The sequence below is a fragment of the Mesorhizobium onobrychidis genome (assembly GCF_024707545.1).
Taxonomy (GTDB): Bacteria; Pseudomonadota; Alphaproteobacteria; order Rhizobiales; family Rhizobiaceae; genus Mesorhizobium; species Mesorhizobium onobrychidis.
Map to the genome: position 1 here is coordinate 6527004 of NZ_CP062229.1, position 24216 is coordinate 6551219.

A 24216-nucleotide genomic window follows, 5' to 3' on the forward strand; every position below is an offset into this window, starting at 1 on the left:
CAGGAGCGTCGTTCCGTATCCCCGCTGCCGAGCGTGAGCTAAATAGCACCGTCCAGCAAGCTGGAAAGAAGACCTCCTCGGGCTCCGACGCCTCAAATGATATCGCGGCACCGGAGGGCTGACGCTAAAGCTAGGGCGGAGCATACGGTCTCGGAAAACTAGTTCCAGATCGCCGTATAAGCCATAGCTTATCTTTTTGGAGCGCTTCGTAGCGGTAGATCACATCTCGATGACCTGCATGGATACTGCTGACAAGTGCGGCGCTTCGACTGGACGTTATGATACAGGGCGGCAGGAGGAGCTTTCCGTGAGTATGAGAATTCCGATCCGGATCGAACTGGAAGCGCTCAACTCGCGTGTTATCGAGCTTTTCGAAAGGTCTCTCCGGAAGCATTCAGTAATCGAGGAATGCTACGCTGTTGCTGGCAACACCGATTACCTTCTGTTCGTCTCCGTAAAGGAAATCCAGGAGTTCGAGGCGATACACCGTAATGTTCTTTCGAAGCTTCCCGGTGTGAAGAAGATCAAAGCCGAGTTCCCCTTGCGGCGCGTGCTCCCGATTTGATGGAAATTGCTCCACGAGCCGGGCTGGTATACACCTTGGATATTCTCGGCCCAATTTTTTGAGGGCCGTCCGCTTCGCCGATTGCCAGGGCTGCCAGAATGTTGCCTCGGCCTCCAACATCACGCCGCGAGGAACGAAGCATCCGACTGCCTTCGGCATTACGACTCCGTCTTTCAAGGACACTGCGATTTCATATCGAGCGACGACGGCGGTCAGGACGTCCTGGTAGGAAGCCCGGCCTTGGGAGTGAAGCGACGGTTGCCGTGAGATCATGGGGATGCTGCCGCACCTGCGCATGGCTGCCACGCAAGTCATGAAACGCTGGGCCCACTCCTTTGCCGACCGATGTTCCAGGAGATACCCTCGCGCTGCACCATGCCAGAAACCTCTTTGCCGATATGCCGCTCGAGCACCGGCCGCCACGGGACCAGCACGAACTCGCGCGATTTCTCGATAATGGCGTATTTGCCGCTGGCGAGCTCAACTGAGCGGCGGAGCGTGCCCTCTACCCGGTCTCCGGCTCGCGCTTCAGCATAGGACAGACCGAGCTCTTCCGAAAGCTGACCGGCAACCCGGTTCAGCTCACGCTGGCGGAGGATCGAAATCATGTTGGCGCGATAGACGGTCCGGTCCTGCTCTTCAAACGCGAGTCCTTGAGCAATCAGCCACTGCCGCCTGCGGGCTTGCGCCTCCCGCACCTCACGGCCAAAGCCGGAGTTGCGCAGGGCCTCCGGTGTATCAGAAGCCATCTCCCGGTCGATCCATGTGGCACCGTCGAAACCGACCTGCTGCTCCAGCGGCATTGATGAGAGCTCGTCGACGACAACAGGCGCAGCCGCGGCTCGCTTGCGCTCGTAGTCGGCGACGTGGTCGAGATGGTTGGGCGCGATGGTCCATGTGCCGTCGGCTTCGCGCCTGACCGTGCCGGTCTCGCGGCGAATGGCTTCCAACCGTCGCACGTGGGTTTCGGCGAACGGTTCGCGGGCAGATGGATCATGCTTCAGGTGGATATCAACATTGTAGCGCCCGCCATGGACGGCGGCGATCTCGACGACGGTGCGGTCAACCTGCCTCGGCTCGGTGCTTCTCGGGGTGACACGGACGATGCAGCCCTCGGGCGTCGGTCCGGTGGCCTCCCCTTTGCCGACATCGATGTAGTGGCTTTTTCCGTCCACCCCATCCACGATGAGGTAGTGGCGGTCGTTGATCTCGTCGGCAAGGCCGCGCGCGACAACGCGGCCAACGACAGGTTGCGCGAACTGCCTGGATCGTTCGTGGATCACACAGTCGGCGGCACTTCGGAATAGTCCTTTGCCGGCAATTTCGCGGTGCATCGTCTTGATGATGTCACCGTGCTGGCCGATGCGCCGCAGTGTTGCTTCGAGTTCATCGTCGAGGCGCCAGCGGCCAGAGCTGATCTCCTCGGCCAGACCCATCCGCTCGAGTTTGCGCAGGCGACCCTGGTGCAGCGTCTGTCGAAAGGCGTCGCGACCGACCGGCGCAACCAGTCCGTCGTCGCCGCGCATGCTGATCAGCTGCCGGTCGATGCTGGTGAAGCGCTCCTGCTCCATTTCCTGGCGCAGGCGCTGCTCGATCTCGCGATCGGTTCGCGGACCGAGATCGAGGCTGACCAGCTCGGCCGCCCGTTCGCGCATTCCGCTCGAGATATATTCCCGCGCTATGACGAGGTTCTCGCCGCGATCGTCCTTGCCACGGATGATGATGTGGATGTGCGGGTGGCCGGTGTTGAAATGATCGACGGCAACCCAGTCGAGCTTCGTGCCGAGATCCTCCTCCATCTGCGCCATGAGCCGGCGCGCGAGTGGCTTCAGGTCATCATACTCGGTGCTGTCTTCGGGTGCGACGATGAAGCGGAACTGATGTCGATCGCCCTCGGCACGATCGAGGAAGGCCGTGCCGTCGACGCTGTCACTGTCAGCGCCGTATAGCTCGCCAGGCGCGCCCTCCCGGGTAACGCCGTCGCGCTGGATGTAGCGCAGATGCGCACGCGCCCCATCCTGGCCTTTGCCGGCCAGCTTGACGACGCGCGCCTTGACCACCACCCGCCGCTGCCGGAAGGCAGCATATCTGTCGCGTGATTTCAGCAGCGCGGCGGCCGCGCCGCCGCGCCCTGCCCGGCTGCCGTTAAAGCGGCCGCCGCGCGGGGGCCTGCCGCCGGCTCTGTTGATCGCCGCCCGGACCTGGCTGGCGAAGCGTTTGCCTGCCTTCGAGCCGCGCGAGCCTATTCTGCCTAGCTTCGGCCTGAATTCGTCATCCTGCACCGTGGCCTCCCGACAATTTCAAGCAGAGTCAGAGACTTGCGCGTTCCACCCTCCCGGCTCGGCCGGCAGCCTCCGCGAAAAACGATGTGCAGACAAAGACTTCGCCGGCTCCTGGAGGCGATGCCTTTATCTTGCCTTACGCCGACCTTCCGCACCCGCCCTTTCCCGCGCCGCAAAACCCCGCCCCGCTCGCCGAGTCACCCGCCATTCGGCTCTTTCGTCCGAGCGCGATCAGCGCCGAGCGGCACGAAGAGATCGCCTTTCGCTTCGCCGGTGGGAACGCCATCACGGGGGAAGAAGAGCGAGCGTCCGGAGGGGGCGTTCTGGCTGTTTGGCGCCTTGGACTCCCCTTCGAGTTCATCCATGTCGGTGGCTAAAGCCCCCTTTTCCCTGAGCTGTTTAAGGTAGGCAACCGTCTCCTTCGGCAGCGGCTTCCCACGCTTCAAATGCTCTTCGTAACGCTCGGGTCCTGCGTTGTAGGCGGCAAACAGGCCGGGGAATCCGAAGCGGTCATACATGGCGCTGAGATAGGCGGTTCCGGCCAGGATATTGTCACGCGGATCGTGCGGATCGGCTCCCAGACGGTATTCGGCACGCATGTCCTCATAAGTTTCGGGCATGACCTGCATCAGGCCCATTGCGCCCGCGCGTGATGTGATGGGGCGGCCGTCGAGCATGGTCCTGCCACCGCTTTCGGCATCCATGACGGCGTAAATCCAGGCTTCGGGAATACGGAAGCGTCTGCTTGCTTGCGCTGTGAACTCGTGCCACCTTTGAAGCTGCGGACTTTGGGAGATGGCGACCGGCTCAGCGCCGATCGAGGCGGAACAGACGCATGACGCAAAGGCGATCGTGCCGAACATCAGGAGAGTCATTCGGTCCATATCGGCACGAGCCTCCCGATGACATTTGGAGCTGGGACAGGCCCGAAATAGCGGCTGTCGAATGACCGGATATTGTCGTTCCCGAGCAGGAAGACTTCAGTGTCGGCGAGCGTGCGGCATCCGTTCCACCATGGCAGCGGGCGGCCTCTGGTGTCAGTTGGCAGCCGTCGCGCAACGATCTCGCCGGCGATGATGATGGCGTCATTGAAGGCGCAGACATGGTCGTCCGGCAGCGCGGCAAGACGTTTTACCAGCGGCACGTTGCGGGGCAGATAGCCGCGCTCGGCGGCGAGTTCGGCGACCGATTCTGGCGGACGGACGAGCACGAGATGACCCGTAGCCGGTGCTGCAAACCCGACGCGATAGAGGCCGACGGGCGCGCTAGCGGAGGCGTTCCAGACCAGCCAGGGCGTTGGTTTGACGAAGCCGGCGAAGCCGATCAGGGCCAGTCCAATCACGGCAGCGGCGATGGTTTTGCGTGCCCGGAAGCGCCGCAGACGGCTGCCGATCAGATGGATGGAAGGGTGCCGGCTCATGAGCGGCCTCCCTGACCGGTTTGGCCGGAACCGGCCTCACCACCCTCGGCAGTGGAGTGCTGCGGGTGTCCTTTCGACCAGCCGTCGAGTTCGTCGATGTGGTAGCGGACGTAGCGGCCGTGCTTGCGGAATTTCGGGCCGCCGCCCGTGAGCCGCATCTTTTCCAGCGTGCGCTGGGAGAGCCCGATATAGAAGGCGGCTTGGGCTGTGCTGAGAAAGGGACTGCCCTTTTTGGCGCGGGCCGCGCGTTCGTTTTCGTCGTCCATGATGGTCCTCGTTTCGCTTCGGACAAGTGAGGACGAGGATGGGCGAGCGAGATCGTCTCAGGGACGGGCGAACACTCGGGGGAGAGTTTTCGCCGCCCTTTCGGGCGGACGGGGTTTGAGTGGAGCTCTTGGGAATGAGCCCCGCGCCGGCTCGGCGCGAGGCTCAAGGTCGGCCGATCAGTCGGCCGGGTTCCAGATGATGGCGTAGGTGTCGTCATCGTCCTGGCCGGCGGCGCGGCCGAGATTGGCGTAGAGCTTGCGCGGTCCGAACTCCGGCGCTGCAATCGACAGGCTCACATAGTCCTTGCCGGAAGTTTCGCCGGTGCGGATCCAGCCGGCGCCAACTTCGACCCCTTGCGTCAGCACCCGGAAGTCGGGATGGTTGTCGGCGCACTTGGCCTGATTGGGGACGATGTCGATGTCGGCGCGGACGCTGAGCGTCTTGAGCTGGCCCTTGTAGCCGCCGTTTTCCTGCTTGTTGACGTAACCGATCGCGGTCATTTCGAAGTCTCCTTTTGCTGTCGCCGGGGACCATCCCCTGCGATGGCGGACCGTGATGGGCGCGTCCGGACCGCCTGAACCCGACAGGGCCGAAGCGCTAGCGGAGGACCCGAGCGGGCAGCTTTTTTGAAGCGAAGCGGCGCGAGGAAGCCGCCGCAGGCGGCGGGGAAAAAAGCTGATTGGCGAGGGTTTCGGGCGGCCGGATCCGCCCATAGGTCACAAGCCAGCCGCAGGGGATGGTCCTTTAAGAGAGCATGGAGATCGATCGTGGGAAGCGCGGTCGCTGCAGCCAGGCAGGAGGGCCGGAATAAGGCCTGCGGGCTGATGCGGTGCCCATGCCGATCGAGATCGTACCCACAGGTCGGGCGCCCGAGCGGGCATCCAGCGGGCTGATGGATCCACCGAACCAAGGAGTTTGCCGGCCGGATTTTGCTGCACAATGCAGGGCAAAGGATGCTCGAACATGCAGCTAGTGCGACCGTGGTACGGTGCCAGCGCGGCGGCTACCGCGAAGCCGCTATACGCAGACGAACGGCGCCGGACCCGTGTCCATTGATCGGCCGTGGGAAGCCGGCTCGATCAGTGCAGCTTTCGACCGGGAATTTCATCCAGCGCTGCAGCCAGGCCTCGACCTTCTGCCTGCCGTTTTTCGCCCGAAAGAAAGTCGCGGATGATCTTATTTTGCGTCTTCACCTTCTCGGCGACTTTGCCGTCCGCGACTTGCTTGCCGCCGACTTCGGCAAACAAGGTGGAGGCGGGCGATGACCTCGATCAACGAGGTTTCGAGGGCGGCGGCGTCGCCAGTCCATGATGGCGCAGGGCAAAGGATCGGGCCTCGCCGCGCTTGTCGGGGAGCGATTTCGCGGCGAAATAGCGTCGCCGTCCTGCACGATCTCTAAACTTCCGGCGAGCCGTTGGGCAGCACCAGAAGCGGCACGAGGACGCCGCGCGCGAACGGACGGGAGGATGTCGGCAATCGGCGGCGCGTTTTGCGTTGCGCATGTTGAGGGCGGACATGTTCAGTCGGTCAAGTGGAATATCGGCAGCTGCATGGTCTTTCTCCCTCGTTTGGGGTGCGGGTGTCCCGCCGGGAAGGCCGAAGGTCGATGCGGCGGGACGATTTTGCTCTAGCGGCGCTGTTCCGCAGCGTCGGGCGGAAGCTCGGAATGGGATTTGGCAAGTGCTTCCGCTGCCTGCCGCAGAAGCCGCTCGGCTTCGGTGATCTGGCCGGCGCTGCGCGCGGCCCTCGCATAGACGGACAGCGGAAAACGCGCTTTGAAATGAAGGTCGCGCTCGATGCCCAGTCCGAGCGGCCCCTTTACGGTTTCGAGTTCGGCAAGGCTGACGCTGCCGAGTTCAGGGAAGCCGAAGCCGAGGTCGCAAAGGCCGAACAGCGTGTCGCCGTCGGCATCGAGTTCGGTTAGAAGCCAGGTCGCAGGCCCAGTCGAATCGAACAATTTCACGACAGGTGCGTGGTCGGTTTCTGTGTCGGCAGCGCCATTGGCGAGAAGACGGGCGCGCAGTTCATCGGTGATCAGGATCATTGCGGAATTCCTTCAAAACGGTTCGGGCTGATTGAGGGCGGCTTTTTGAAACAGGCGGATACGAGCGGCTTCTGCGCCGCGCGGGGGCTATCGGCGCCCCCGTTAGAAGCGCGCAAGGCGGTCGCGCATGGCGATTGAGCGCGCTCATGCGGCGATATCGGCATGCGCCTCACCTTCGACGTCGGCATTGAGACCAAGCAGGAAATCGGCGGCTTTCGAGGCATGGCTGGCGGCGCGGAAAATGGCGCGATTGTCCTCGCGCAGAACCGTCAGCCATGAGCCGATGTAATCGGAATGGCGCACCGTCGGCTCAATGCCGAGACTGGAGCAGACGAAGGCGGCGGTGATTTCGGCGACCAGTTCCTCGCGCGCATAAGTCCTGGAGCCGAATGAGCCTGACAGGTCGCGCGCGAGTCGCGTCGGGTGGCCGGTCCAGTGGCCAAGCTCGTGAAAGCAGGTCCGGTAATAGTCGATCTGGTGGAAGAACGCCGGCTGGGGCGGCACGTGGATGGTGTCGCTGCCGGGCATGTAGAAAGCGCGATCGCCACCGATACGGAAATCCGCACCGCTTCTGAGAATAAGTTGCTCGGCCTGCGGAACGATTTCGCGCGCCGGCAGCGGCTCGGCGGCGGCGTGGAGATGGTCGGGCAGATTATCGCACTGCGCGACATTGAAGACGGTAAAGCGCTTCAAAAAAGGCACGGCCTGCGGTTCGTCGCCATCGGCCTTGGCGCGTTCCTTTTCGTCCTTGGGAACGAAGCGGTCAGCATGAACGATGGTCGTGCCGCGCTCGCCCTTCCTGACATTGCCGCCAAGGGCAAGCGCCTGCCGGAAGGTGAGCCAGTTCTGGCTGGGGTATGAGCGCTCGATGACGGCGCCCCACAGGATCAGGATATTGATGCCGGAATAGCGGCGCTGGGTGGCTGCATTCCTGGGCAGGCCAAGGTCTGCCTTTGCTGTGCCCCAGGGCTTGACCCACGGCACGGTGCCGCGCTCCAGTTCGGCAACGATGCGGTCTGTGATCTCCTGATAGAGGCTGGCGCCTGAGCACCCGCCCTTGCGTGCGCCAGCCGCTCGGCTGCCGGAACGCTTGTTGTTTGCACGCATTGTCTGGTCCTCCGTTCGCCAATCGCGCCCTCCCCCGGAAGCGGGGTGGGCGGCGAAAGCGACCGGAAAGGCCCGCCGTAGAAGGCGGACCGCATCCGTAGGACCGGAACGAAGAGGAGGACCCGGAGCCGCAGGCGGAGGGTTGCGGGATGCCGCGGCGGGCCTAGAAGGGAGTGCCGCCCACCCTGCGCCACCGGGGAAGGCCACCACAAAAATCGACGCCGGCCGACTGGCCGGCGACCGTCAGCAGCCGACAGGCTGCCCGCGTCAGGGGGCGAAGCCGGATGGCCGAGACCGCCTGAGCCTGTCGAAGAAAAGCGGGCTCGGTGCACGAGCACCCGGCGCGCGCCTTCAGGCGCGCGGGCGCTCAGGATTCTGGTCCTCGAGAGCAGTTGATGCGGTCAAAATACCGATTTTGCAGCTGTGGAAGACTGAATCTTAGCCTTTGCGCGCACATCAGCGATGCAGCGTTGCAGCCCGGCCATCTCGACCACCCCGGCTAGCACTTGGTCGCCGACCACCAACGCTGGCGTGCCGGTGATGTACAGAGCGTTGGCGAGCGCGCGATCTCGTGCGATGGCGTCGGTGATGGCCGGGTCTTGCATGTCCCGCTTGAGGCGCTCAACATCGAGGCCCACACGTGCCGCAACGGCTAGAGTGGTCCTTTGGTTGACCGGGCCGGGGAAAGCAAAAAGGGCGCGATTGAACGTTTCATATTTTCCCTGTTTGCGAGAGCGAGCGCCGCGCGCGCGGCGAATTGGGAAGGCGGTCCCAGGACCGGGAACTGTTTACGCACAATCCTCAGATTGGGATCATGCTCGACGGCTTGCTGGAGAATGAGGTCCATTCGCTCGCAGTGCGGACAGTTGTAGTCGAGGAATGAGACGATGGTAACGTCGCCTTGCGGATTGCCGGCGATCGGCGAGGCGGGGTCGTTGAGGAGGGCGTCGCGATGCTGCGGAATGAGTATCCGCCAGTCCGCCGCGAGCAGGCGACGGCCTTCCGGCAGTTGCAGGTTCCCGAGGGTATGTCGATTTTGCATTAGCGCCCCCAGCACGGACACGGCGAGGGCTAAGAGAGCGATCACGGCGGCATTTGGCTTCGGCATGGGTAGGGCTCCAATCAGCAGTGAACGGCAGGGCAGCAATGGCTGGCCCGTCGGCGAAAAAGTTGGTCGTTGCTTTGGACCGCTTGACCCGCAGTTCCGCCAGTATCGGCAGTCGCGGGGAGCAAATAAGTGTCGGTGCCGGCGCCATCTGGCGGTTCCTCCATGTCGCCTTCGCTCCGACGAGCCGACCCCAATCGCCGAGCGGCGTTCGCGTGAGTTGACCAGCAGCGGCCGCCGTTCGTCACGCCGGGCGACCTGAGCTTCCAACGCCAGAGCGCCGAAGGACTCGCTCGTGAGAGCCTCTGACAAACCTCCTTTATCCGGCTCGCTCTGTACCGTGCGGCAATGAGCGTTCCCACTGCGTTGCGGAGAAAGATCGCCAGCACACGGCACTCCGATATAAAGTGGTCGACGCGAAGAATAAGCGCCACGCCGGCACCCGGGACGGTCGGAACGACAAAGAGCATTGCAGCGAACGTGACGAGGCCTGCATCGGTGATGCGAATTGTTCTCTTCGAAGGGAGCAAGGCGACGAACAGCAGCAGGATCCGACCGCCGATCGACAGATGCGTGTGCGTCGCCTGGGCGATGAACAGGGCGGGCAACGTCATGTAGATATTGATGCCCTCTCGATTGAAAAAATGTCCGGCCGGGATGACCAGGCCCAGGACCGAACGCCTGGCGCCCGCCCCTTCAACAAGCGCGGCTTGCATCAGGATGCCGACCAGCTTGAACACCGGCGCGAGGAGCGCCTGAAGCAAGGAAAGCACAGGCTTGCCCGTGTCTCCGGCCATCGCCAGCGCGATGCCGAACAGAACCGAGAAGAACAGGACCTGCAGGATGTCGCCTTCGGCGAAGGCACCAATGATCGTTGACGGGATGATGTTCATCAGGAAGCCGGTCACCGACTGCTCGTGGGCCTTGGCGGCATAGCCCTGCACGGCCTGGCCATCGAGCGAGGCCGGATCGATGTCGAGGCCGGCCCCAGGCTGAACGACATTGCCGACAATGAGACCGACGATCACTGCGAGGCTCGAGAAGGTGAGGAAATAGATCATCGCCTTGCCGGCGACCCGGCCGACCTTCTTGAGATCGTTCATGCCGGCAATGCCGGTCGTGACGGTCAGAAAGATCACCGGCGCGATAATCATCTTCACCAGCTTGATGAAAGCATCGCCGAGCGGCTTCAGGGCCTCTCCGGTCCCCGGATAAAAATAGCCAACTGCGACGCCAAGCGCGATGGCGGCAAGCACCTGCACGTAAAACCGCGCAATATGGGGCTTACGAGGCCCGGCGTTTGCGCTGTGGACTTGTGGAGCTAACACCGTCGCTTTCCCTGACCGGATCTGGGCGGGCTCTTCCTCGCTTCAAGGCTTCTCCCGGGCGGCGCTCCGGTCGAACGCTGCTGCCTCTCGGGCGCAAGTGCCATGCCAAACAGCGGCGGCGCGACAACGTGCGGGACCTTTCACGCAGTGCTGCATCGCCGCAGGCGTGTGCCCGTCTTCGAAACAAGGGCAGACTGTTGGGGATTGGAGGACACGCAACCTGACAGCGGCCGAAAATCCGTCGAGGCAACCTGTTCCCTTGGGTGGCTGCGATCGGGATTTAGATGGTCGATATCTGGCTATGGCAATGTCCAAGGCCTCGCTCAGTCGGCTAGTATGTCGGATATCGAACAACTCGGTCGACAGGCGATCGCTACCACGACCGTCTAGTCTGCCGCCCCACAAGATGGAGTAAATCGACCGGCCGTGTTTATGACACAGGCCCTAAGCTGCCTCCTGGCGCGCGATCGTGCTGGTCGCACCACCCGCGAGCCACAATAAGTTTATCCCGTCTCTTACAATGATCCATCAAAGCGTTTACCTCGGCAATCACGAGGTCGGGCGTGATGTCGAACTTGCAGCGCACTTTGATCGGACAGCGCCGCACTTTGTCCAGACCACATCCGCGACATTCAATAACGCTCATAAGCATGCTGACCAGGGGACCTCGAAACCCCCAAATTTCCGGCAGGTGTGACGCGGTGAAAATGCCGACGGTAGGGCGGCCAAGCTGGGCAGCGACATGCCCAGCGCCTGAGTTGTTCGACACCACGAGCGCGGCCGATTTGATGAGATGATTGAATTCCAATTCTGACAAGTCGACAGCCGTTCGAATCTCCGCGGCTCCACGGTCGCGAGCTATCTTCGCAACCTCCTCAAGCGCTTCCCGGCTTTCGCCACGACCCACGAGAACCACCTCACCACGGGTAGAAAGAGCAGCGACAAGTTTGCCGAAATTTGCAAGCGGCCAATCTCGAAGGCCGGAATTCGAGAACGGGGCCACGACGATCGGGGCCTTGCTTTTCGTTGAACTCTGGCGGTGACCCGCTTGCCCTTCGCCGTCGAAACAGGCCGCTGCCTTCGCGACCAGAAAGAGGAGGATTTCCGACACATGCTGGAGACGTACCTGCTTGCGGTCAACGAACCAATCAAGCCATCTGCGAGGGAATTTGTCGGCGATCCTTATTTTTTGGGCCAGCTTGTAGAAGATGGTTCTGCGCAATTTGAGATTGAATGGCGCTATCGCAATATCGATCTGCTGCATGCTGTGACGATCAACTATCGCTGCACGATGCCTGGCTGGGACTTCCAGCAAAATCGGCCTTGTCTCATCCGGAACACGCATATCAATGGCAAGATCAAACTCTCCGGTCAGCAGCGGCCTTATGTCGGCCGCTTTTTTGCGCGTTTTGACCGTTGGGTCGCGATGAAAAAAATCAAAAGCAACGTAATCGTCGGCGAGGTCGAACTGTTTTGCAGTATCGATGTTCCAGCTTCCGACCACCAGCGTAATGTGGGCATGCGCAAAGCGCTGACGCAGGTCCTTCAGGGGCGCCAAAGACATCCAAAAGTCGCCGACATAATCAAGCTTGAGCACCAAAATTCTCATTTTTGCGCTTGACTGTTCCGGTTCTTCCCAGCTGCGGTATATAATTTTATTGGCGTCGTGCTTCGTAAAGTATCCCATTGCGATTCCGAAGATTATACGGGGTAACACTGCTAGCCCAGTGATGCCTGTGTAGGTTGTAGTGCTTCCTGTTTTATCCGCGTCAACAAGGCAACCGGCAATATTACTTAAACGATCTTGGAACGACTGGTCATTGCCGTATCTCGCCGCCGCGAGTGAGAGGAATTCCAGCGTCCAGACCCCGTCGGCTGGGAAAGCTTTTGCCGACGAGCGAGCAATGAGGGCGGAAAGATGGGTTGCCGAATTTCTTTGCGGGAAAGCGGCCTAGGCGGCGCTAGCCGTTCGAGCGTTCTGACAGGGGAACCTTGCACCTACCTGAACGAGAAGTCGCAGAGTTCGAAATCGTCGCCCTGCTGCAGCTCATTCCCAGGACAATTTCCAGCGCACGTCTGAGCTCATCAAAGATTTCCCCTTCAGGGTCCCTTTTTACGCGACAGAGGCAGCGGATGATCGCTGCGGGTCCGGTGCTGTCGTCAATGCGAGATTCCGGAAGATTGTTAAAATCGATAGTTTGGATGAAGCCCATCCACGCTATGGATAGTGGAAATGCCAGCCGCGATCAGCACCGCTTAACTGATGATGCCGGCTTTCGGCACTTCCGGACTGAGGCGCCCGCGCGCCCTTTCCTTTGGCGGGCGCGGGCGCCAAGCCTCGACGAAGTGTTCGTAACCCTTCTGGGCCTGCTCGGCGACACGCATCTCTTGGTTCCGCCGCCAGCCCCGGCATTGCCGAGCACCGCGGCAATAACCAGTCGGTCATCGGTCTCGATGATCTCGCGCACCAAGTCGTTCATCGCGTTTATATTGCGCCAGGATTCGTCGGCGGCGCTGTCGGCGCCCTCGATGATGCCGAGATGGATGCCGTTCGGCCAGCGATCCGCGTCACCCGCAGCACAAGAACCGGAAGCGAGCGTGCCTTGGCCCTCGTGATCGCCTTGCGCAAGGTATCGCAATCTTCCGACGACATCGCGCCGTTGTGGAAGCGGAATTCGAGAAGTCCGACGCCGTTCTCCTCCCGGTAACGGCAGGGTTCGGGTCCTTCGATGATGGGCAGATTGCTTGCTTTGGCACCGAGCAGCCGGAGCGCCGGCAGTTTCAGCGAGCGGGAATCCGGTCGCCGGAGATGGCCGATCCACAGCGCCCCCTCACGGAAGACCATGGCGAGAGCGTGCCGCGAACGGCCGATGAGCGCGCCGGCAGGCCCCGGAAATCCTTCCGCACGCTCAGCGTCAAACACCAGGAAAGTCTGTCCGGCGATCGTCATCGTAGCGCCGGGATCTCCGTCCGACGCCCGGATGATGCGTAGCGCTTCCTCGGCCGAGTGTCGGGTCGGGTCGAGGATACGGTCGGACCTCCGGCAGGCGGGTCGCACCCTCTGCCCCAGTTCGCCGGCAGCGCCGCCCCTTCCCTGCGCTCGATGCGGCCGATCGCTTCGAAGACGCAGGCTACGGCAACCTGGGTCACTTCATGTCAGTAGAGGCTCGACTTCCGAGCGGGGCGCATCGGAAATTCCGCCCAAGCCCAGACGGGCCCCGCATCCATTTCCTCCCGAGGCTCGATCAGTGTGACGCCCCAGGTCGCTTCGCCGTCGAGGATCGCCCAGCACGAGGGCGCTCGGGCCGCGATCGCCACGGATGCCCGGATGGACGATCAGGCAGAGCGTTCCGCGCCAGACATCGGCCGGGATCGGCCGCTTGAGGAAGGGCGCGATCACGAGGTCCGGCGAAAAGAGAACGACCGCCTCGCGAGTGAAGTCGTCATGGATGTCGAGATCGACCGTCACTTCGTGACCAGCCCGTCTCAGGTCGACATGCAGGCGCTGGGAGAGCGAGTTGAAATCGTGGCAGAGAAGCAGGATGCGCATCACCCTCTCTTAGCAGATCCGGGGCAGTTGTTCGCCCGACAGCCAGTCGACAATCCGGCCGCCGCCAAACGAGGTCGTCATCTGGACAAAGCAGTTGTCGTCGGCCACGACGTGGCCGACCAGTGCCGCCTCACTGCCAAGCGGATGCGCGCGCATCGTCGCGAGCACGGCGTTAGCGCCCTCCGGCGCCACGACTGCTACCAGTTTCCCTTCATTGGCGACATTGAGCGGATCGAGGCCGAGGAACTCGCAGGCTGCAGCCACTTCCGGTTTGAGCGGGATCTTGTCTTCGTCGATGCGGAAGCCGACCCGCGACTGGCTGGCGATCTCGTTCAGCGTCGCGGCGATGCCGCCGCGCGTCGGATCGCGCATTAGCCGGATATGCGCCCCGCCAGCCGCGATCATGTCTGCTACCAGCCCGTGCAAGGCCGCGCTGTCGGACGCAATGTCGGTGTCGAATTCCAGGTTCTCGTGTTTCGACATCACGGCGACGCCATGGTCTCCGATCGAGCCGGAAATGATCACCGCATCACCGGGCCGGGCGGCGTCCGACCGGAGATCGAGCCCGTCCGGAACCATGCCGACGCCGGCGGTCGAAATGAAGACACCGTCGGCCTTGCAGCGCTCGACGACCTTGGTGTCGCCGGTGATGATCGGCACGCCGGCCTCGCGCGAGGCGGCGCCCATGCTCTGGGCGATGCGCTCGAGATCGGCGAACGGAAAACCCTCCTCGATGATGAAGCTTGCCGACAGATAGAGCGGTACCGCGCCCGCCATGGCGATGTCGTTGATCGTGCCGTGCACGGCGAGGGTCCCGATATTGCCGCCGGGGAAGAAAAGCGGCGAAACGACGTAGGCGTCCGTGGTCATCACCATCCGCCCGCCAGGCACCGAAAAGGCCGACTGGTCGTTGCCGGCCCTCAGCCAGTCATTGTCGAAAGCCTTGTGGAAAATGCCCTCGATCAACTGGCCCATGGCGCGCCCGCCGGCCCCGTGCGAAAGGTCGACACGGCCGTTCGCGACATCGAGCTTGCGCCTGTAGGCCTTGATCATCATGTTCATGCGACCGCCCTCCCGACATCCACCTGCCGCGCCCTCTCGCGGAAGCGGCCATAGGTCCAGTGCGCGGCGCAGGCGCCCTCCGACGACACCATGCAGGAGCCCATCGGTGTATCGGGCGTGCAGACCGTGCCGAACAGCTTGCAGTCGGTCGGCCTCCTGACGCCGCGCAGGATCGCGCCGCATGCGCAGGCCGGGTTGTCCTTCGCGGCGGGCGTCACCATCGAAAAGCGCTTCTCGGCGTCGTAGGCCACATATTGCGGCCGAAGCCGCAGCGCGCCATAGGGCACTTCGCCGAGACCGCGCCATTCGAAGCTCTCGCGCAGCTCGAAGAAATTCGCCACCTCGGCCTGGGCCTTTTCGTTGCCGAGCGCGGTCACCGCGCGGATATACTGGTTTTCGACCTCGTGCCTGCCGTCATTGACCTGGCGCACGAGCATCAAGATCGCCTGGATGACGTCGAGCGGCTCGAAGCCCGCAACCACCACCGGCTTCTGGAATTCCCCGGCGAAGAATTCGTAAGGTTCGGTGCCGATGACGGTCGAGACGTGCGCAGGACCGACGAAACCGTCGATCTTGATCGTGCCGAGCTTGCGAACGTCAGGGCTTTCCAGGATGTTCTGGATCGCCGCCGGCGTCAGCACATGATTGCAGAAGATCGAGAAATTGCCGAGCCCCTTGGCTATCGCCGCCTTGAGCGCGAGCGCGGTCGGTGGCGTCGTGGTCTCGAAGCCGATGGCAAAGAACACCACTTCGCGTTCGAGCTCGGCCTCGGCGATCCTGAGCGCATCGAGCGTCGAATAAACCATGCGGATATCGGCGCCGGCCGCCTTGGCCTTCAAGAGGCTCGATCCGTTCGAGCCCGGCACGCGCATCAGGTCGCCATAGGTGCAGAGCGTGATCTCCGGCCGCATAGCGAGCGCGATTGCCGCATCGATACGGCCGATCGGCAGCACGCAGACGGGACAGCCCGGTCCGTGGATCATCCGCACATTGGCCGGCAGCAGGTCCTCGAGACCATAGCGGGAAATAGCATGCGTATGGCCGCCGCAGAACTCCATGAAGTGATAGGAACGCCCTGGATCGGCGAGAGCGGCGATCTGCCGGGCGATATCCTTGGCGAGCCTGCCGTCGCGATATTCGTCGATATATTTCATGCCGCATCTCCCATGGCAGCAGCTTCGCGGATGAGGGCGAGCGTCCTTTCCGCCTCCTCCGGATCGATCTTCGCGAGCGCATAGCCGACATGAAGGACGAGATAGTCGCCTGGCCGGACATCGTCGACCAGCGCGGTCGAAACGATCTTCGATACGCCGTCGAGCGTGACCTTGGCCATGTGGTCGGGCAGTACTTCCTTGACCTGGACCGGTATCGCTAGGCACATGTCCGGCTCTCCTCCGCTGATGCATTCTCGTTCATGATGACCTGCCGCGCATGAGCGGCCTGCCCGAGCGCGATGCCGCCGTCATTGGCCGGCGCAAGACGTGGCAAATAAGCTCTGAGACCGCGCTCCCGAAGCGCTTGCGCAAGTCCGGCCGCAAGGACCCGATTCATCAAGCATCCGCCGCCGAGCGCGACCTCCGGGATGCCGAGGAGTGTCGCTTCCCTCGCGGCCCATTCCGCAAGCCCCGCGATCAGCGTACCGTGAAAGAGATCGGCCGCGTCAGCGCCGCTCAGTCCTTCCCGCGCAAGATGCAGGATTAGCGGCCGGAAATCGAGCACCCCGTCCCGAATTGCATAGCCGTCGGAGAGACAGCGCGGCGCCCGGACCAGGGCCTCGAGCTCCATCGCCGCCTGCCCTTCGTAGCTCTGGACGAGACGAATGGCTGCTATCGCCGCGGCGGCATCGAAGAGCCTGCCGAGGCTGGTTGTCCGGGACGGCTGCATACCGCGTTCGAACATCGCCGTGAGCTGCGCAACACCCGGATGACCTGGCCAGAGCTGCGACGCGAAATCAAGGCATCCGGCCTCCTGCAGGGCTGCCACCCCCATGCGCCAAGGCTCACGCGCCGCGCGGTCGCCACCAGGCAGCGGCAGCGATGTAAGCGATCCCGCTCGGCGCCAATGACCCCCATCGGCGATGAGCATTTCGCCCCCCCAACTCGTGCCATCGGCGCCGAAACCGTGGCCATCGAGCGCAAGCCCGAGAACCGGGCCGGAAAGCCGATGCTCCGCCACCACGGCCGCGACATGGGCGACATGATGCTGGACTGCCACTACCGGCAGGCCCAGGCTCTCTGCCATCCGCACCGAACGGAAATCCGGATGCAGGTCCGAGGCCGCGAATTCCGGCTTCACGTCCAGGATCGAACAGAGATGGGTGATCGCCTCGCGCTGGAAACGGATCGCCTCGGCGTTATTGAGGCCGCCTATATGCTGCGAGAGAAAGGCCTCGCGCCCACGTGTGACGCAGATAGTGTTCTTGAGGTCGGCGCCGGTCGCGATCACCGCAGGTCCATCCTCGCCGAGATCGACGGGCTCGGGCACGAAGCCGCGGGCGCGACGGATGAACGCGGGGGCGCCATCGATGACCTGCATGACGGAGTCGTCGGCGCGGACGGTGATGTCGCGATCATGGGTGACGATCAGATCCGCAATCGCGGCAAGGCGGCGCGCGGCGTCGGCGTTGTCGGCCACAAGGGGCTCACCACCGGGATTGGCGCTGGTCGCGACCAGCGCTGCAGGTCGGTGCGGCGAATGGCAGGCGAGTTCGTCGAGCAGCACATGATGCAGTGGAGCATAGGCGAGCATCAGCCCAATCCGCGCGAGGCCGGGCGCGATGAGCTTAGAGAGCGCACCGGCATGTGCCTCGACCAACACGATCGGGCTCGCGGGCGAGGTCAGCAAGGCTTCTTCGGCATAGCTCAGTCGTGCGAACTGCCGCGCCGCCTCGATGCCGGCGACCATGACGGCAAACGGCTTCTGGTCACGAGCCTTGCGCAGCCGGAGGAGATCGATCGCTGTATCGTCGCGGGCGTTGCAGAGCAGGTGGAAACCGCCGATGCCCTTGAGCGCGACGATGGCGCCGCCTTCGAGCCGCGCCGCAATCTCCGCGATCGAATGGCTGAGACTCGGGCCGCAATCGGGGCAGGCGACCGGCTCGGCATGGAAGCGCCGGTTCTCCGGATCGATATAGTCCGAGGCACAGGCACGGCACATCGGAAACGATGCCATCGAGGTCTGCGTCCGGTCATAGGGCAGCGCGCGAGTGATGGTGAAGCGCGGGCCGCAATGGGTGCAGTTGACGAAGGGATAACCGAAGAAGCGGCTCGCGGGATCGGTCAGCTCACACCGGCATTCGGCGCAGGTCGCGGCATCCGCGCCGATCCGGGTCGCGCTCTTGCCGCCAAGGCTCTCGAGTATCTCGAACCGCTCGCCACCGGCTGGCGAGAGTTCGAGCACGTGGATCGAGTCGATGCGGGCGAGCGGCGGCGCCTGGGTCCGGATCGCGTCGGGAAAGCGGCCCGCATCCGGACCCTCGATCTCTATCAGCACGCCGGCACTGTCGTTCAGCACGAACCCAGAAAGCCGCATAGTCCGCGCGAGCCTGTAGGCGAAGGGCCGGAACCCGACACCCTGCACGGCGCCGCGCACCCGGAGCCTGAGCCGCCGGATCGGGTTTTCGATCGGTCGTGCGAGCGCCCTCGCCATGGTTCATGCCACCTTCGGTCACGCGGCCCGGTGGGCGGCGGATGCCTCGAGCCACGCATAGAAGGCTTCCATGCCCTCTCCCGTGCGGGCGGAGACCGTCAGCGTCTGGAGGCGCGGATTGACGCGCAGGGCGTTGGCGATGCAGAGGCCGACATTGAAATCGAGATGCGGCAGCAGGTCGGCCTTGTTGAGGATCATCAGTTCGGCGGCGGCGAACATGTTGGGATATTTGAGCGGCTTGTCCTCGCCTTCGGTGACTGACAGCACCACAACCTTGTGGGCCTCGCCGAGATCGAAGGCGGCGGGACAGACGAGGTTGCCGACATTCTCTATGAAGAGCGCAGAGCCTGGTTCGAGCGCGAGATCCTCAGCCGCGTGGCCCACCATGTGGGCGTCGAGGTGGCAGCCCTTGCCCGTGTTGATCTGGATGGCGCGGGCGCCGGTCTCGCGGATCCGGGCCGCGTCGTTCGAGGTCTGCTGGTCACCTTCGATAACCGAGATCGTGAGGCGGTCCTTTAGGTCATCGATCGTGCGGACCAGCAGGCTGGTCTTGCCCGAGCCGGGGCTGGAGACGAAGTTGAGCGCAAAGATGCCCTGGCGCTCAAAATATCGCCGGTTCTCTTCCGCATAGGCGTCGTTCTTGGAGAGGATGTCTCTCTCCACCTGGATGATCCGCTCCTGGCTCATGCCTGGTACATTGACGCCGGCGATCCCCTTGCCATAATGGTCGCTGCAGTCCGCGGCATGGTGATGATCATGCCCGCCATCGCCATGGTGGTGGTCGTCGTGGTCGTGATGATGGTCATGGCTGTGACCGTGCCCGCGCTCTTCGTGCTTTTCACCCTCGACGGAAGAAGTCCCGCAACCGCATACCGTGCACATCATCTCACCTCCATATCCCTGATCTTCAATTCGTCGCCTGCCGTCATCTGGACCCGATGCCGTCCGCAGTCCGGGCAGGCGCCGAACCGCTCCTCCAAGGCGACCGTCTTGCCGCAGTCAAAACACCAGCCCTCGCCGGCAATGCGGTTGATCTCGAGCGTCGCCTCGTCCGCAATCGTGCCGTGTCGCACGGCCTCATAACAGAACATCAGCGCAGCCGGTTCGACGTGGCTCAGCACGCCCACGTCGAGCCGGACCGACTTCACGCGTGTCGCGCAGTTCTGCCGCGCCGTGTCGCAGACGATCTCGATCACACTCTCCATCAGCGACATTTCATGCATGTGCGGCCTCGCGAACATTGACCTCAAAGGCCACGCAAGGATCGAACAGGACCGCGAGCCGCGACACCGATCTCACGGCGGCCTCATCGGTCCCGACGGGTGACGACAGCAGTGTCTCGACGAAGGGGCCGGCGGGATGAAAATTCCATTCGGTCGGGGCAAGGATGCGATAGGACGAAAGCCTGCCGTCACCGCCGATCTCGGCCTGATGATAGAGCCGGCCACGCGCGCATTCCACAGCACCATAGCCACCGGCGCCCGGCGTGGTCCCGCCGCAGGCGAGTGATGCTCCGTCGTGCTTGCCGGTTGCTGCGAGAGCCGTCAGTTGTTTGAGGCAGAGGCGCACGTCGTTGATGCGGGCTAGCAGTCGTTGGACCAGATGGGAAGCCTCCACGTCATCGGCGGCGAGCCGGGCATAAGCGCCCGTCTCCGCGACGCGGCCTAGGAGATGCGGCAGGCTTGCATAGCCGGGCTCAGCGCAAAGCCGGGCGATGACTTCCGGATCGTCATTAATGGTCAGTGGATCGGGCCGCCGGCGATTGAAGACCCGATCGTCGCCTATATCCTGCAACATCGCGGCGCAGGCTGATTCCGGCAAAGGTGTGTCGCCCTGGCTCGGGATGCCGAGCTTGCTGGCCGCCGCAGACAACCGCGCAGCGGCGGCCGCCAAATGCGCCCTGTCGATTTGCCCGGCCTTGGCCGCGGCGATGATTGCTTGCGAAGCGGCCAGCGCTTCGCGGAGATGTCTACCGGCGGTTGCGCCGAGCGATGCCGGCAGGGGGCATGGCCAATGGAGGATGAGTGCCCGCAAGGGTTCGAAAATCCGCTCGGCGAGCAATCCGGCGCCGGAGCCGATCCGTTCGTCCACCCTCATCGCCATATCCGCTGCATTCAGGACAGCGAGCCGCGCCGCTACGGATTGCGCAAAACCGCAGAGCGAAAAGACTTGACCGGCAAGAGGGGACGCCTCTTCGGGCCTGCGGCCGACGAACATGCGCGTCAGCCCCTGGGGGCGGTTCGCCTTCACCGCGACGGAACAGGCAAGCGCGCGCGACACGGTTACGTCGATCCTTATCGTGCCTGCCCCGAGAAGGAATGTCATTCCGACGCCTCCTCGCGCCTGCGGAAATGCCCGCCCAACAGGTCACGCCGGTTGACCGCCGCGGGCGGGGCGGGCGGCGGTTCGAGCGTGGCAGGATCAAAGAAGGCCCGGGCCGCTTCGTCCGCTGTTTCGAGGGCAGCCTCCATCGTCGCGAACTCGAAGACCGGAGAAAACAGCGAGCAGGAATCGACACGGTCAATCGCATCGAGTTCACCGGCAATGAACCCGACCTCACCCGCCGGCAGGCCGACACGGAGGGTCGTACCGGTGGCAGCTGGGGCGGAGGAAGGGCCCTGCGGCAGATCCGCTGCCACGAGATTCATGAACCATGGTGTAATCACGATGCCGAACGCACGACCGCCGTAAGTCCGAAAACCGGTCGAGGCAATGCCAAGCGCGGGATTGCAGATCGGCACATCGGCCATGGCGGTCGCGTAAATGTGCCGGTAGCAGGCCTCGAGCCGCCGGCCGAGCGCCTGCGCGGGATCGATCTCGGACATCTCTGCGACGTCAGCGTCCATCACCTAGCCTCATGAACTTTGATTGCAGCGCATCGCAATTTGGGCAGCGCCAGTCTTCCGGCAGGTCTGCAAACGACGTCCCCGGAGCAATCTGCCAGACCGGGTCACCCTCAGCGGGATCATAGACATGCCAGCAGATACCGCATTCCATCTGGTCGTCGTCCGACACGGTCTCGCGCTTGCCGAAATTCTCGAAGGCGCTCATTTGAAATAGGCCTCCTCGATCTCACGCAGTCTCGCCTCGGAGTCGCGGAAATCATCCTCGGCGGCGATCGCGACCGAGGGAATGTCGCAGATCTCCAACGTATCGAGGATGATCGTGTCCATGGCGTTGTAGAACTGAACCGACCAGACATTGCGCGCGCCGGTCACCACGATGCGGCAGGTGCCATAGCCGCGCGAGGTGAGCTGCACCGGCCCGGCACCCAGCGTTTCCTGCAGGAAGGCCATGTCCTCCGGGCTCATCGGGAAGAGCGAGAAGGTGATGATATGGCCCGGATCACCGTCGCTGTAACGGGCGATGCGATCACCGATCTCGGTCAGCACGGGCATGACGTTCATGGCGCCGGTCGGCGCCGGCCCGTGGCTGATCGACTCCGGCAGCGCCGAACACGCCTGTTTGACAGCGGCGGGAATGCTCGCGACCTCGACATAGTCGGCAATGAGCCGGCCCTCACCGTCGGTGAAACGGACGCGCCAGACGCCAGCCATCACCGCCTCCTGCATCTGGGCCGTGATGCCGTTCGCCAATGCCGCGATGCCGGCGACCTCGCCCTCGCCGAGAGTCTGGGCGATCAGTTCCTTGTCGTCGTCGGGGAAATCGGTGATGTCGAATAGCCGGCCCGGCCGGTCGGCCTTCTGAACGGCGAGCGCGTCAGCGAGTTCCGGCAGGAGCATCGCCGTCCGCCGACATCGGTGGATCATTTCCTCGGCGCTGCTGGTGGCGAGGAAATTGAGCTTGCGGGCACGCAGCGGCGCCTCGGCGCCGATCGGCATCACCGTCATCGCCGCATCCTCGCCCTCGGGGGCGACCCAGAGTCCGGCCTTCATCGCGCGATCTCCTTGCCGGCATGGGTGATCTCGACCTTCAGTCCGCCCGAGGGCACCATGACCGGCGCGTTGGGCGCGAGCCAGGCGCTGATCTTCTCGACATATTCGGACCAGTCGCGGATCTTGCCCAGCACGCCGACCGGTTGGTCTCGACGAGTCACGGCGAGGCTCGGCATCACAACGACGTTAAAGCGGGCCTTTAGCTTGTCTGCGGCCGTGCGGAGGACCACGGCGCCGCGCAAGCGGCCTTGGAAGGCCTTGAGGATATGCGGGAGGACGACGGCGACGTCATCGGCTTCCGGACGCTGCGACGGATCGCCGGTGAAGAACAGCACGGCATTGTCGGGTTCACCCGCCGCCGGAGCGAGGAAGGCATCGATGTTCGTCTCGTCGATGAGGGGCAGGCGCGCCCGCTCGCTCAGGGCGCGGACCAGGACAGATGGCATAGTCTCCTCCACAAATCACGATGCAAAGCATTCGAAGGAAATGAGAAGCAAGCGGCGTGCCAGACTTGGGAAAGTGAGCACCAAGATTCATGCAGCTGGCGATGCGCTCGGGCTACCGGTTCGCCTGATCGCCAGCCCCGGACAGCGCAACGATATCGCCTTTGCCCATGATCCCGTCGATGGCTTCGAGGCTGGTGCCACGATCGCCGACAAGGGCTATGACGCCGACCACCTGCACGAAAAGATCGCTGAAAGGGGAGCTGAAATCCGTCATCCCACCGAAGCGCAACCGCAAGGTCCAGCGTCCCTACGACACTCACCTCATCGAGCGCTTCTTTTGCACAAGCAGTTCCGCCGTGTCGCAACCCGCTACGACAAGCTGCTGGCAAACTTCATGGGCTTCGTTAAACTCGCAGCTATCGCTATCTGGCTCAGATGTTAAATCGTCACTACGGCCGAGGTGGAAAGTCCTTCCCCTTTGGAAATTTTTTTCTCACTCGCTACGCAGATGCGGCGGCAGTTCCGGCTCGCGCGAGGTGAGATCGGCAAAGAGGGCGTCGAAAGCCCTCCCCTCGACAGCTTCAGCAAGACCCGCGAGTGCGTTGTCGATGGCGCGGGCCTCGTCGGCGTCCAGCACCCGGATGGCGGAGGCGAGATGGGTGAGTAGGTAGGTTCCCGGCGGTTGTGGGCCGACCAGCATGAGGGAGATCGAGGATATCCGGCCATGTCGCTCGCAGTGCGCGACGAACTCATTGCCGGCGACGACCCGCATGGGAATGCCGATGCACATGATGCTCCTCCTCCGTCGTCCAGATCTTATGAAATCGGGAGCCGCGGTGTGCAGGGTCCCCACACGACTACCGACCGGCCTCAGCCCTGGGAGAAGTCCGGCCTCAGCCCTGGGAGAAGTTCAGCCGGCCAGCTGGACTGCACCGGCAAGGGCAATGGCCACGCCGGCGGTCCGCGCGGCAACTCGCTGGGCGTTGCCGAACCTCAACAAGGCCAGCCCGAAACCGGTGAGATGCAGGATGACCGTGGCAGCCATGAAGCCCGCCACATAGCCGCCCGCATGCGCCATCGCCGGAAGTTCGGTGCCATGGGCGTGGCCATGGAAGAGCGCGCATGTTCCAACCACCGTCGCCGCGACCGACGTTGAAACCTTCACTTCGAAAACAACCAGCAGACCGAGCAGCGCGACGGTCAGCGCGATCCCGGTTTCCACCATTGGAAAAGCGAGGCCATAAATACCCAGGCCGCCGCCCACCGCCATAACCGTCACGAAGGCCAAGGGAACGATCCATCGGGCTTTACCGCCCAGCGTCAAGGCCCAGAAGCCGACCGCGACCATCGCCAGGATATGATCGAGACCACTGAACGGATGGCTGAAGCCGGCAACCGCGCCGTCGGTGTGAAGGCCGGCATGCGCGTGGGCGATGTCCGGTAGCGCCATCACGACGAGCGTCGCCGCAACCCTACGGAAATTCATGATATCCTCC

General features: G+C 63.3%; 28 protein-coding genes and 1 pseudogene. 2 read left to right on the forward strand and 27 right to left on the reverse strand.

Translation table 11 applies throughout. The annotated features are described in order from the left end of the window. Positions 1-238 precede the first annotated feature (238 nt). Positions 239-565 carry an Lrp/AsnC ligand binding domain-containing protein gene (locus IHQ72_RS32240; protein WP_258119782.1) on the forward strand — a complete coding sequence of 109 codons (327 nt, stop codon included), beginning with the start codon at positions 239-241 and terminating at the stop codon, positions 563-565. Positions 566-876: 311 nt separating this feature from the next. Here the strand turns inward: IHQ72_RS32240 and rlxS are convergent, their stop codons facing one another. The 25 genes from rlxS to IHQ72_RS32365 form a co-directional block, all read right to left on the reverse strand. After that, complete coding sequence (rlxS, locus tag IHQ72_RS32245) at positions 877-2847, reverse strand: relaxase/mobilization nuclease RlxS (protein ID WP_258119783.1); 1971 nt, start codon at positions 2845-2847, stop codon at positions 877-879. A 197-nt stretch (positions 2848-3044) separates the two neighbouring features. Then, positions 3045-3731 (reverse strand): lytic transglycosylase domain-containing protein, encoded by a 687-nt coding sequence (locus tag IHQ72_RS32250; RefSeq protein ID WP_258119784.1) that lies wholly within the window; start codon positions 3729-3731, stop codon positions 3045-3047. Then, positions 3719-4267: a S26 family signal peptidase gene (locus tag IHQ72_RS32255; protein ID WP_258119785.1), complete on the reverse strand. Its 549-nt coding sequence runs from the start codon at positions 4265-4267 to the stop codon at positions 3719-3721. Before IHQ72_RS32255 ends, IHQ72_RS32250 begins: the two co-directional genes overlap by 13 nt. Next, the gene (locus IHQ72_RS32260) at positions 4264-4533 is read right to left on the reverse strand and encodes a helix-turn-helix transcriptional regulator (protein ID WP_258119787.1); all 270 of its coding nucleotides are present in this window, start codon (positions 4531-4533) and stop codon (positions 4264-4266) included. Before IHQ72_RS32260 ends, IHQ72_RS32255 begins: the two co-directional genes overlap by 4 nt. 177 nt (positions 4534-4710) lie before the next feature. Beyond that, a complete protein-coding gene (locus tag IHQ72_RS32265; protein ID WP_258119789.1) occupies positions 4711-5034 on the reverse strand; it encodes a DUF736 domain-containing protein in 324 nt (107 codons plus the stop codon). A 579-nt stretch (positions 5035-5613) separates the two neighbouring features. Next, on the reverse strand, positions 5614-5781 hold the full coding sequence (locus IHQ72_RS32270) for a hypothetical protein (protein ID WP_258119791.1): 168 nt from the start codon (positions 5779-5781) through the stop codon (positions 5614-5616). Between the two features lie 380 nt (positions 5782-6161). Then, positions 6162-6578: a DUF2958 domain-containing protein gene (locus IHQ72_RS32275; protein ID WP_258119793.1), complete on the reverse strand. Its 417-nt coding sequence runs from the start codon at positions 6576-6578 to the stop codon at positions 6162-6164. A gap of 144 nt (positions 6579-6722) precedes the next feature. Then, the gene (locus IHQ72_RS32280) at positions 6723-7685 is read right to left on the reverse strand and encodes an ArdC family protein (protein ID WP_258119794.1); all 963 of its coding nucleotides are present in this window, start codon (positions 7683-7685) and stop codon (positions 6723-6725) included. A gap of 401 nt (positions 7686-8086) precedes the next feature. After that, positions 8087-8443 carry a DsbA family protein gene (locus IHQ72_RS32285; protein ID WP_258124000.1) on the reverse strand — a complete coding sequence of 119 codons (357 nt, stop codon included), beginning with the start codon at positions 8441-8443 and terminating at the stop codon, positions 8087-8089. After that, positions 8338-8793 (reverse strand): thioredoxin domain-containing protein, encoded by a 456-nt coding sequence (locus tag IHQ72_RS32290; protein WP_258119796.1) that lies wholly within the window; start codon positions 8791-8793, stop codon positions 8338-8340. The genes IHQ72_RS32285 and IHQ72_RS32290 overlap by 106 nt, the downstream gene beginning before the upstream one ends. Positions 8794-8807: 14 nt before the next feature. Then, positions 8808-10118, reverse strand: coding sequence for a cation:dicarboxylate symporter family transporter (locus IHQ72_RS32295; protein ID WP_374120294.1), 1311 nt, complete (start codon positions 10116-10118; stop codon positions 8808-8810). Between the two features lie 430 nt (positions 10119-10548). After that, a complete protein-coding gene (locus IHQ72_RS32300) occupies positions 10549-11805 on the reverse strand; it encodes a glycosyltransferase family 9 protein (protein WP_258119798.1) in 1257 nt (418 codons plus the stop codon). 798 nt (positions 11806-12603) lie between these two features. Next, a complete protein-coding gene (locus IHQ72_RS32305) occupies positions 12604-13176 on the reverse strand; it encodes a DNA-3-methyladenine glycosylase (protein ID WP_258119800.1) in 573 nt (190 codons plus the stop codon). A gap of 93 nt (positions 13177-13269) precedes the next feature. Beyond that, the gene (locus IHQ72_RS32310; RefSeq protein WP_258119802.1) at positions 13270-13668 is read right to left on the reverse strand and encodes a formyl transferase; all 399 of its coding nucleotides are present in this window, start codon (positions 13666-13668) and stop codon (positions 13270-13272) included. A 9-nt stretch (positions 13669-13677) separates the two neighbouring features. After that, the gene (gene hypE, locus IHQ72_RS32315) at positions 13678-14730 is read right to left on the reverse strand and encodes a hydrogenase expression/formation protein HypE (protein ID WP_258119804.1); all 1053 of its coding nucleotides are present in this window, start codon (positions 14728-14730) and stop codon (positions 13678-13680) included. After that, positions 14727-15884, reverse strand: a complete 1158-nt coding sequence (hypD, locus tag IHQ72_RS32320; RefSeq protein WP_258119805.1) for a hydrogenase formation protein HypD — start codon at positions 15882-15884, stop codon at positions 14727-14729. Before hypD ends, hypE begins: the two co-directional genes overlap by 4 nt. Continuing rightward, complete coding sequence (locus IHQ72_RS32325; protein ID WP_258119806.1) at positions 15881-16111, reverse strand: HypC/HybG/HupF family hydrogenase formation chaperone; 231 nt, start codon at positions 16109-16111, stop codon at positions 15881-15883. The genes hypD and IHQ72_RS32325 overlap by 4 nt, the downstream gene beginning before the upstream one ends. Continuing rightward, entirely contained in the window at positions 16102-18378 is a 2277-nt protein-coding gene (gene hypF / locus IHQ72_RS32330) for a carbamoyltransferase HypF (protein WP_258119807.1), read from the reverse strand. Before hypF ends, IHQ72_RS32325 begins: the two co-directional genes overlap by 10 nt. An 18-nt stretch (positions 18379-18396) precedes the next feature. Then, a complete protein-coding gene (hypB, locus tag IHQ72_RS32335) occupies positions 18397-19260 on the reverse strand; it encodes a hydrogenase nickel incorporation protein HypB (protein WP_258124002.1) in 864 nt (287 codons plus the stop codon). After that, a complete protein-coding gene (gene hypA, locus IHQ72_RS32340; protein WP_258119808.1) occupies positions 19260-19601 on the reverse strand; it encodes a hydrogenase maturation nickel metallochaperone HypA in 342 nt (113 codons plus the stop codon). The genes hypB and hypA overlap by 1 nt, the downstream gene beginning before the upstream one ends. Then, positions 19594-20703 (reverse strand): nickel-dependent hydrogenase large subunit, encoded by a 1110-nt coding sequence (locus IHQ72_RS32345; protein WP_258119809.1) that lies wholly within the window; start codon positions 20701-20703, stop codon positions 19594-19596. Before IHQ72_RS32345 ends, hypA begins: the two co-directional genes overlap by 8 nt. Further along, complete coding sequence (hybE, locus tag IHQ72_RS32350; protein ID WP_258119810.1) at positions 20700-21224, reverse strand: [NiFe]-hydrogenase assembly chaperone HybE; 525 nt, start codon at positions 21222-21224, stop codon at positions 20700-20702. Before hybE ends, IHQ72_RS32345 begins: the two co-directional genes overlap by 4 nt. Further along, positions 21214-21429: a rubredoxin gene (locus IHQ72_RS32355; protein ID WP_095494259.1), complete on the reverse strand. Its 216-nt coding sequence runs from the start codon at positions 21427-21429 to the stop codon at positions 21214-21216. Before IHQ72_RS32355 ends, hybE begins: the two co-directional genes overlap by 11 nt. Next, entirely contained in the window at positions 21426-22274 is an 849-nt protein-coding gene (locus tag IHQ72_RS32360; protein ID WP_258119812.1) for a hydrogenase expression/formation protein, read from the reverse strand. The genes IHQ72_RS32355 and IHQ72_RS32360 overlap by 4 nt, the downstream gene beginning before the upstream one ends. Next, on the reverse strand, positions 22271-22720 hold the full coding sequence (locus IHQ72_RS32365) for a thioredoxin domain-containing protein (RefSeq protein ID WP_258119813.1): 450 nt from the start codon (positions 22718-22720) through the stop codon (positions 22271-22273). The genes IHQ72_RS32360 and IHQ72_RS32365 overlap by 4 nt, the downstream gene beginning before the upstream one ends. Before the next feature lie 22 nt (positions 22721-22742). Here IHQ72_RS32365 and IHQ72_RS32370 point away from each other — a divergent pair. Beyond that, positions 22743-23162: pseudogene (locus IHQ72_RS32370) on the forward strand (IS5 family transposase); the annotation flags it as partial. Between the two features lie 51 nt (positions 23163-23213). Here the strand turns inward: IHQ72_RS32370 and IHQ72_RS32375 are convergent. Further along, positions 23214-23510 carry a HypC/HybG/HupF family hydrogenase formation chaperone gene (locus tag IHQ72_RS32375; RefSeq protein ID WP_258119815.1) on the reverse strand — a complete coding sequence of 99 codons (297 nt, stop codon included), beginning with the start codon at positions 23508-23510 and terminating at the stop codon, positions 23214-23216. Positions 23511-23630: 120 nt separating this feature from the next. Next, a complete protein-coding gene (gene hupE / locus IHQ72_RS32380; protein ID WP_258119816.1) occupies positions 23631-24206 on the reverse strand; it encodes a nickel permease HupE in 576 nt (191 codons plus the stop codon). Positions 24207-24216: the final 10 nt, after the last annotated feature.

Bases quoted from the DNA above. Each gene is read 5' to 3' on its own strand.
- IHQ72_RS32240 (WP_258119782.1), top strand. From the start codon at position 239: ATGGATACTGCTGACAAGTGCGGCGCTTCGACTGGACGTTATGATACA.
- IHQ72_RS32250 (WP_258119784.1), bottom strand. From the start codon at position 3,731: ATGGACCGAATGACTCTCCTGATGTTCGGCACGATCGCCTTTGCGTCA.
- IHQ72_RS32255 (WP_258119785.1), bottom strand. From the start codon at position 4,267: ATGAGCCGGCACCCTTCCATCCATCTGATCGGCAGCCGTCTGCGGCGC.
- IHQ72_RS32260 (WP_258119787.1), bottom strand. From the start codon at position 4,533: ATGGACGACGAAAACGAACGCGCGGCCCGCGCCAAAAAGGGCAGTCCC.
- IHQ72_RS32265 (WP_258119789.1), bottom strand. From the start codon at position 5,034: ATGACCGCGATCGGTTACGTCAACAAGCAGGAAAACGGCGGCTACAAG.
- IHQ72_RS32275 (WP_258119793.1), bottom strand. From the start codon at position 6,578: ATGATCCTGATCACCGATGAACTGCGCGCCCGTCTTCTCGCCAATGGC.
- IHQ72_RS32280 (WP_258119794.1), bottom strand. From the start codon at position 7,685: ATGCGTGCAAACAACAAGCGTTCCGGCAGCCGAGCGGCTGGCGCACGC.
- IHQ72_RS32290 (WP_258119796.1), bottom strand. From the start codon at position 8,793: ATGCCGAAGCCAAATGCCGCCGTGATCGCTCTCTTAGCCCTCGCCGTG.
- IHQ72_RS32300 (WP_258119798.1), bottom strand. From the start codon at position 11,805: ATGGGATACTTTACGAAGCACGACGCCAATAAAATTATATACCGCAGC.
- IHQ72_RS32310 (WP_258119802.1), bottom strand. From the start codon at position 13,668: ATGCGCATCCTGCTTCTCTGCCACGATTTCAACTCGCTCTCCCAGCGC.
- hypE (WP_258119804.1), bottom strand. From the start codon at position 14,730: ATGAACATGATGATCAAGGCCTACAGGCGCAAGCTCGATGTCGCGAAC.
- hypD (WP_258119805.1), bottom strand. From the start codon at position 15,884: ATGAAATATATCGACGAATATCGCGACGGCAGGCTCGCCAAGGATATC.
- IHQ72_RS32325 (WP_258119806.1), bottom strand. From the start codon at position 16,111: ATGTGCCTAGCGATACCGGTCCAGGTCAAGGAAGTACTGCCCGACCAC.
- hypF (WP_258119807.1), bottom strand. From the start codon at position 18,378: ATGGCGAGGGCGCTCGCACGACCGATCGAAAACCCGATCCGGCGGCTC.
- hypB (WP_258124002.1), bottom strand. From the start codon at position 19,260: ATGTGCACGGTATGCGGTTGCGGGACTTCTTCCGTCGAGGGTGAAAAG.
- hypA (WP_258119808.1), bottom strand. From the start codon at position 19,601: ATGCATGAAATGTCGCTGATGGAGAGTGTGATCGAGATCGTCTGCGAC.
- IHQ72_RS32345 (WP_258119809.1), bottom strand. From the start codon at position 20,703: ATGACATTCCTTCTCGGGGCAGGCACGATAAGGATCGACGTAACCGTG.
- hybE (WP_258119810.1), bottom strand. From the start codon at position 21,224: ATGGACGCTGACGTCGCAGAGATGTCCGAGATCGATCCCGCGCAGGCG.
- IHQ72_RS32355 (WP_095494259.1), bottom strand. From the start codon at position 21,429: ATGAGCGCCTTCGAGAATTTCGGCAAGCGCGAGACCGTGTCGGACGAC.
- IHQ72_RS32360 (WP_258119812.1), bottom strand. From the start codon at position 22,274: ATGAAGGCCGGACTCTGGGTCGCCCCCGAGGGCGAGGATGCGGCGATG.
- IHQ72_RS32365 (WP_258119813.1), bottom strand. From the start codon at position 22,720: ATGCCATCTGTCCTGGTCCGCGCCCTGAGCGAGCGGGCGCGCCTGCCC.
- IHQ72_RS32375 (WP_258119815.1), bottom strand. From the start codon at position 23,510: ATGTGCATCGGCATTCCCATGCGGGTCGTCGCCGGCAATGAGTTCGTC.
- hupE (WP_258119816.1), bottom strand. From the start codon at position 24,206: ATGAATTTCCGTAGGGTTGCGGCGACGCTCGTCGTGATGGCGCTACCG.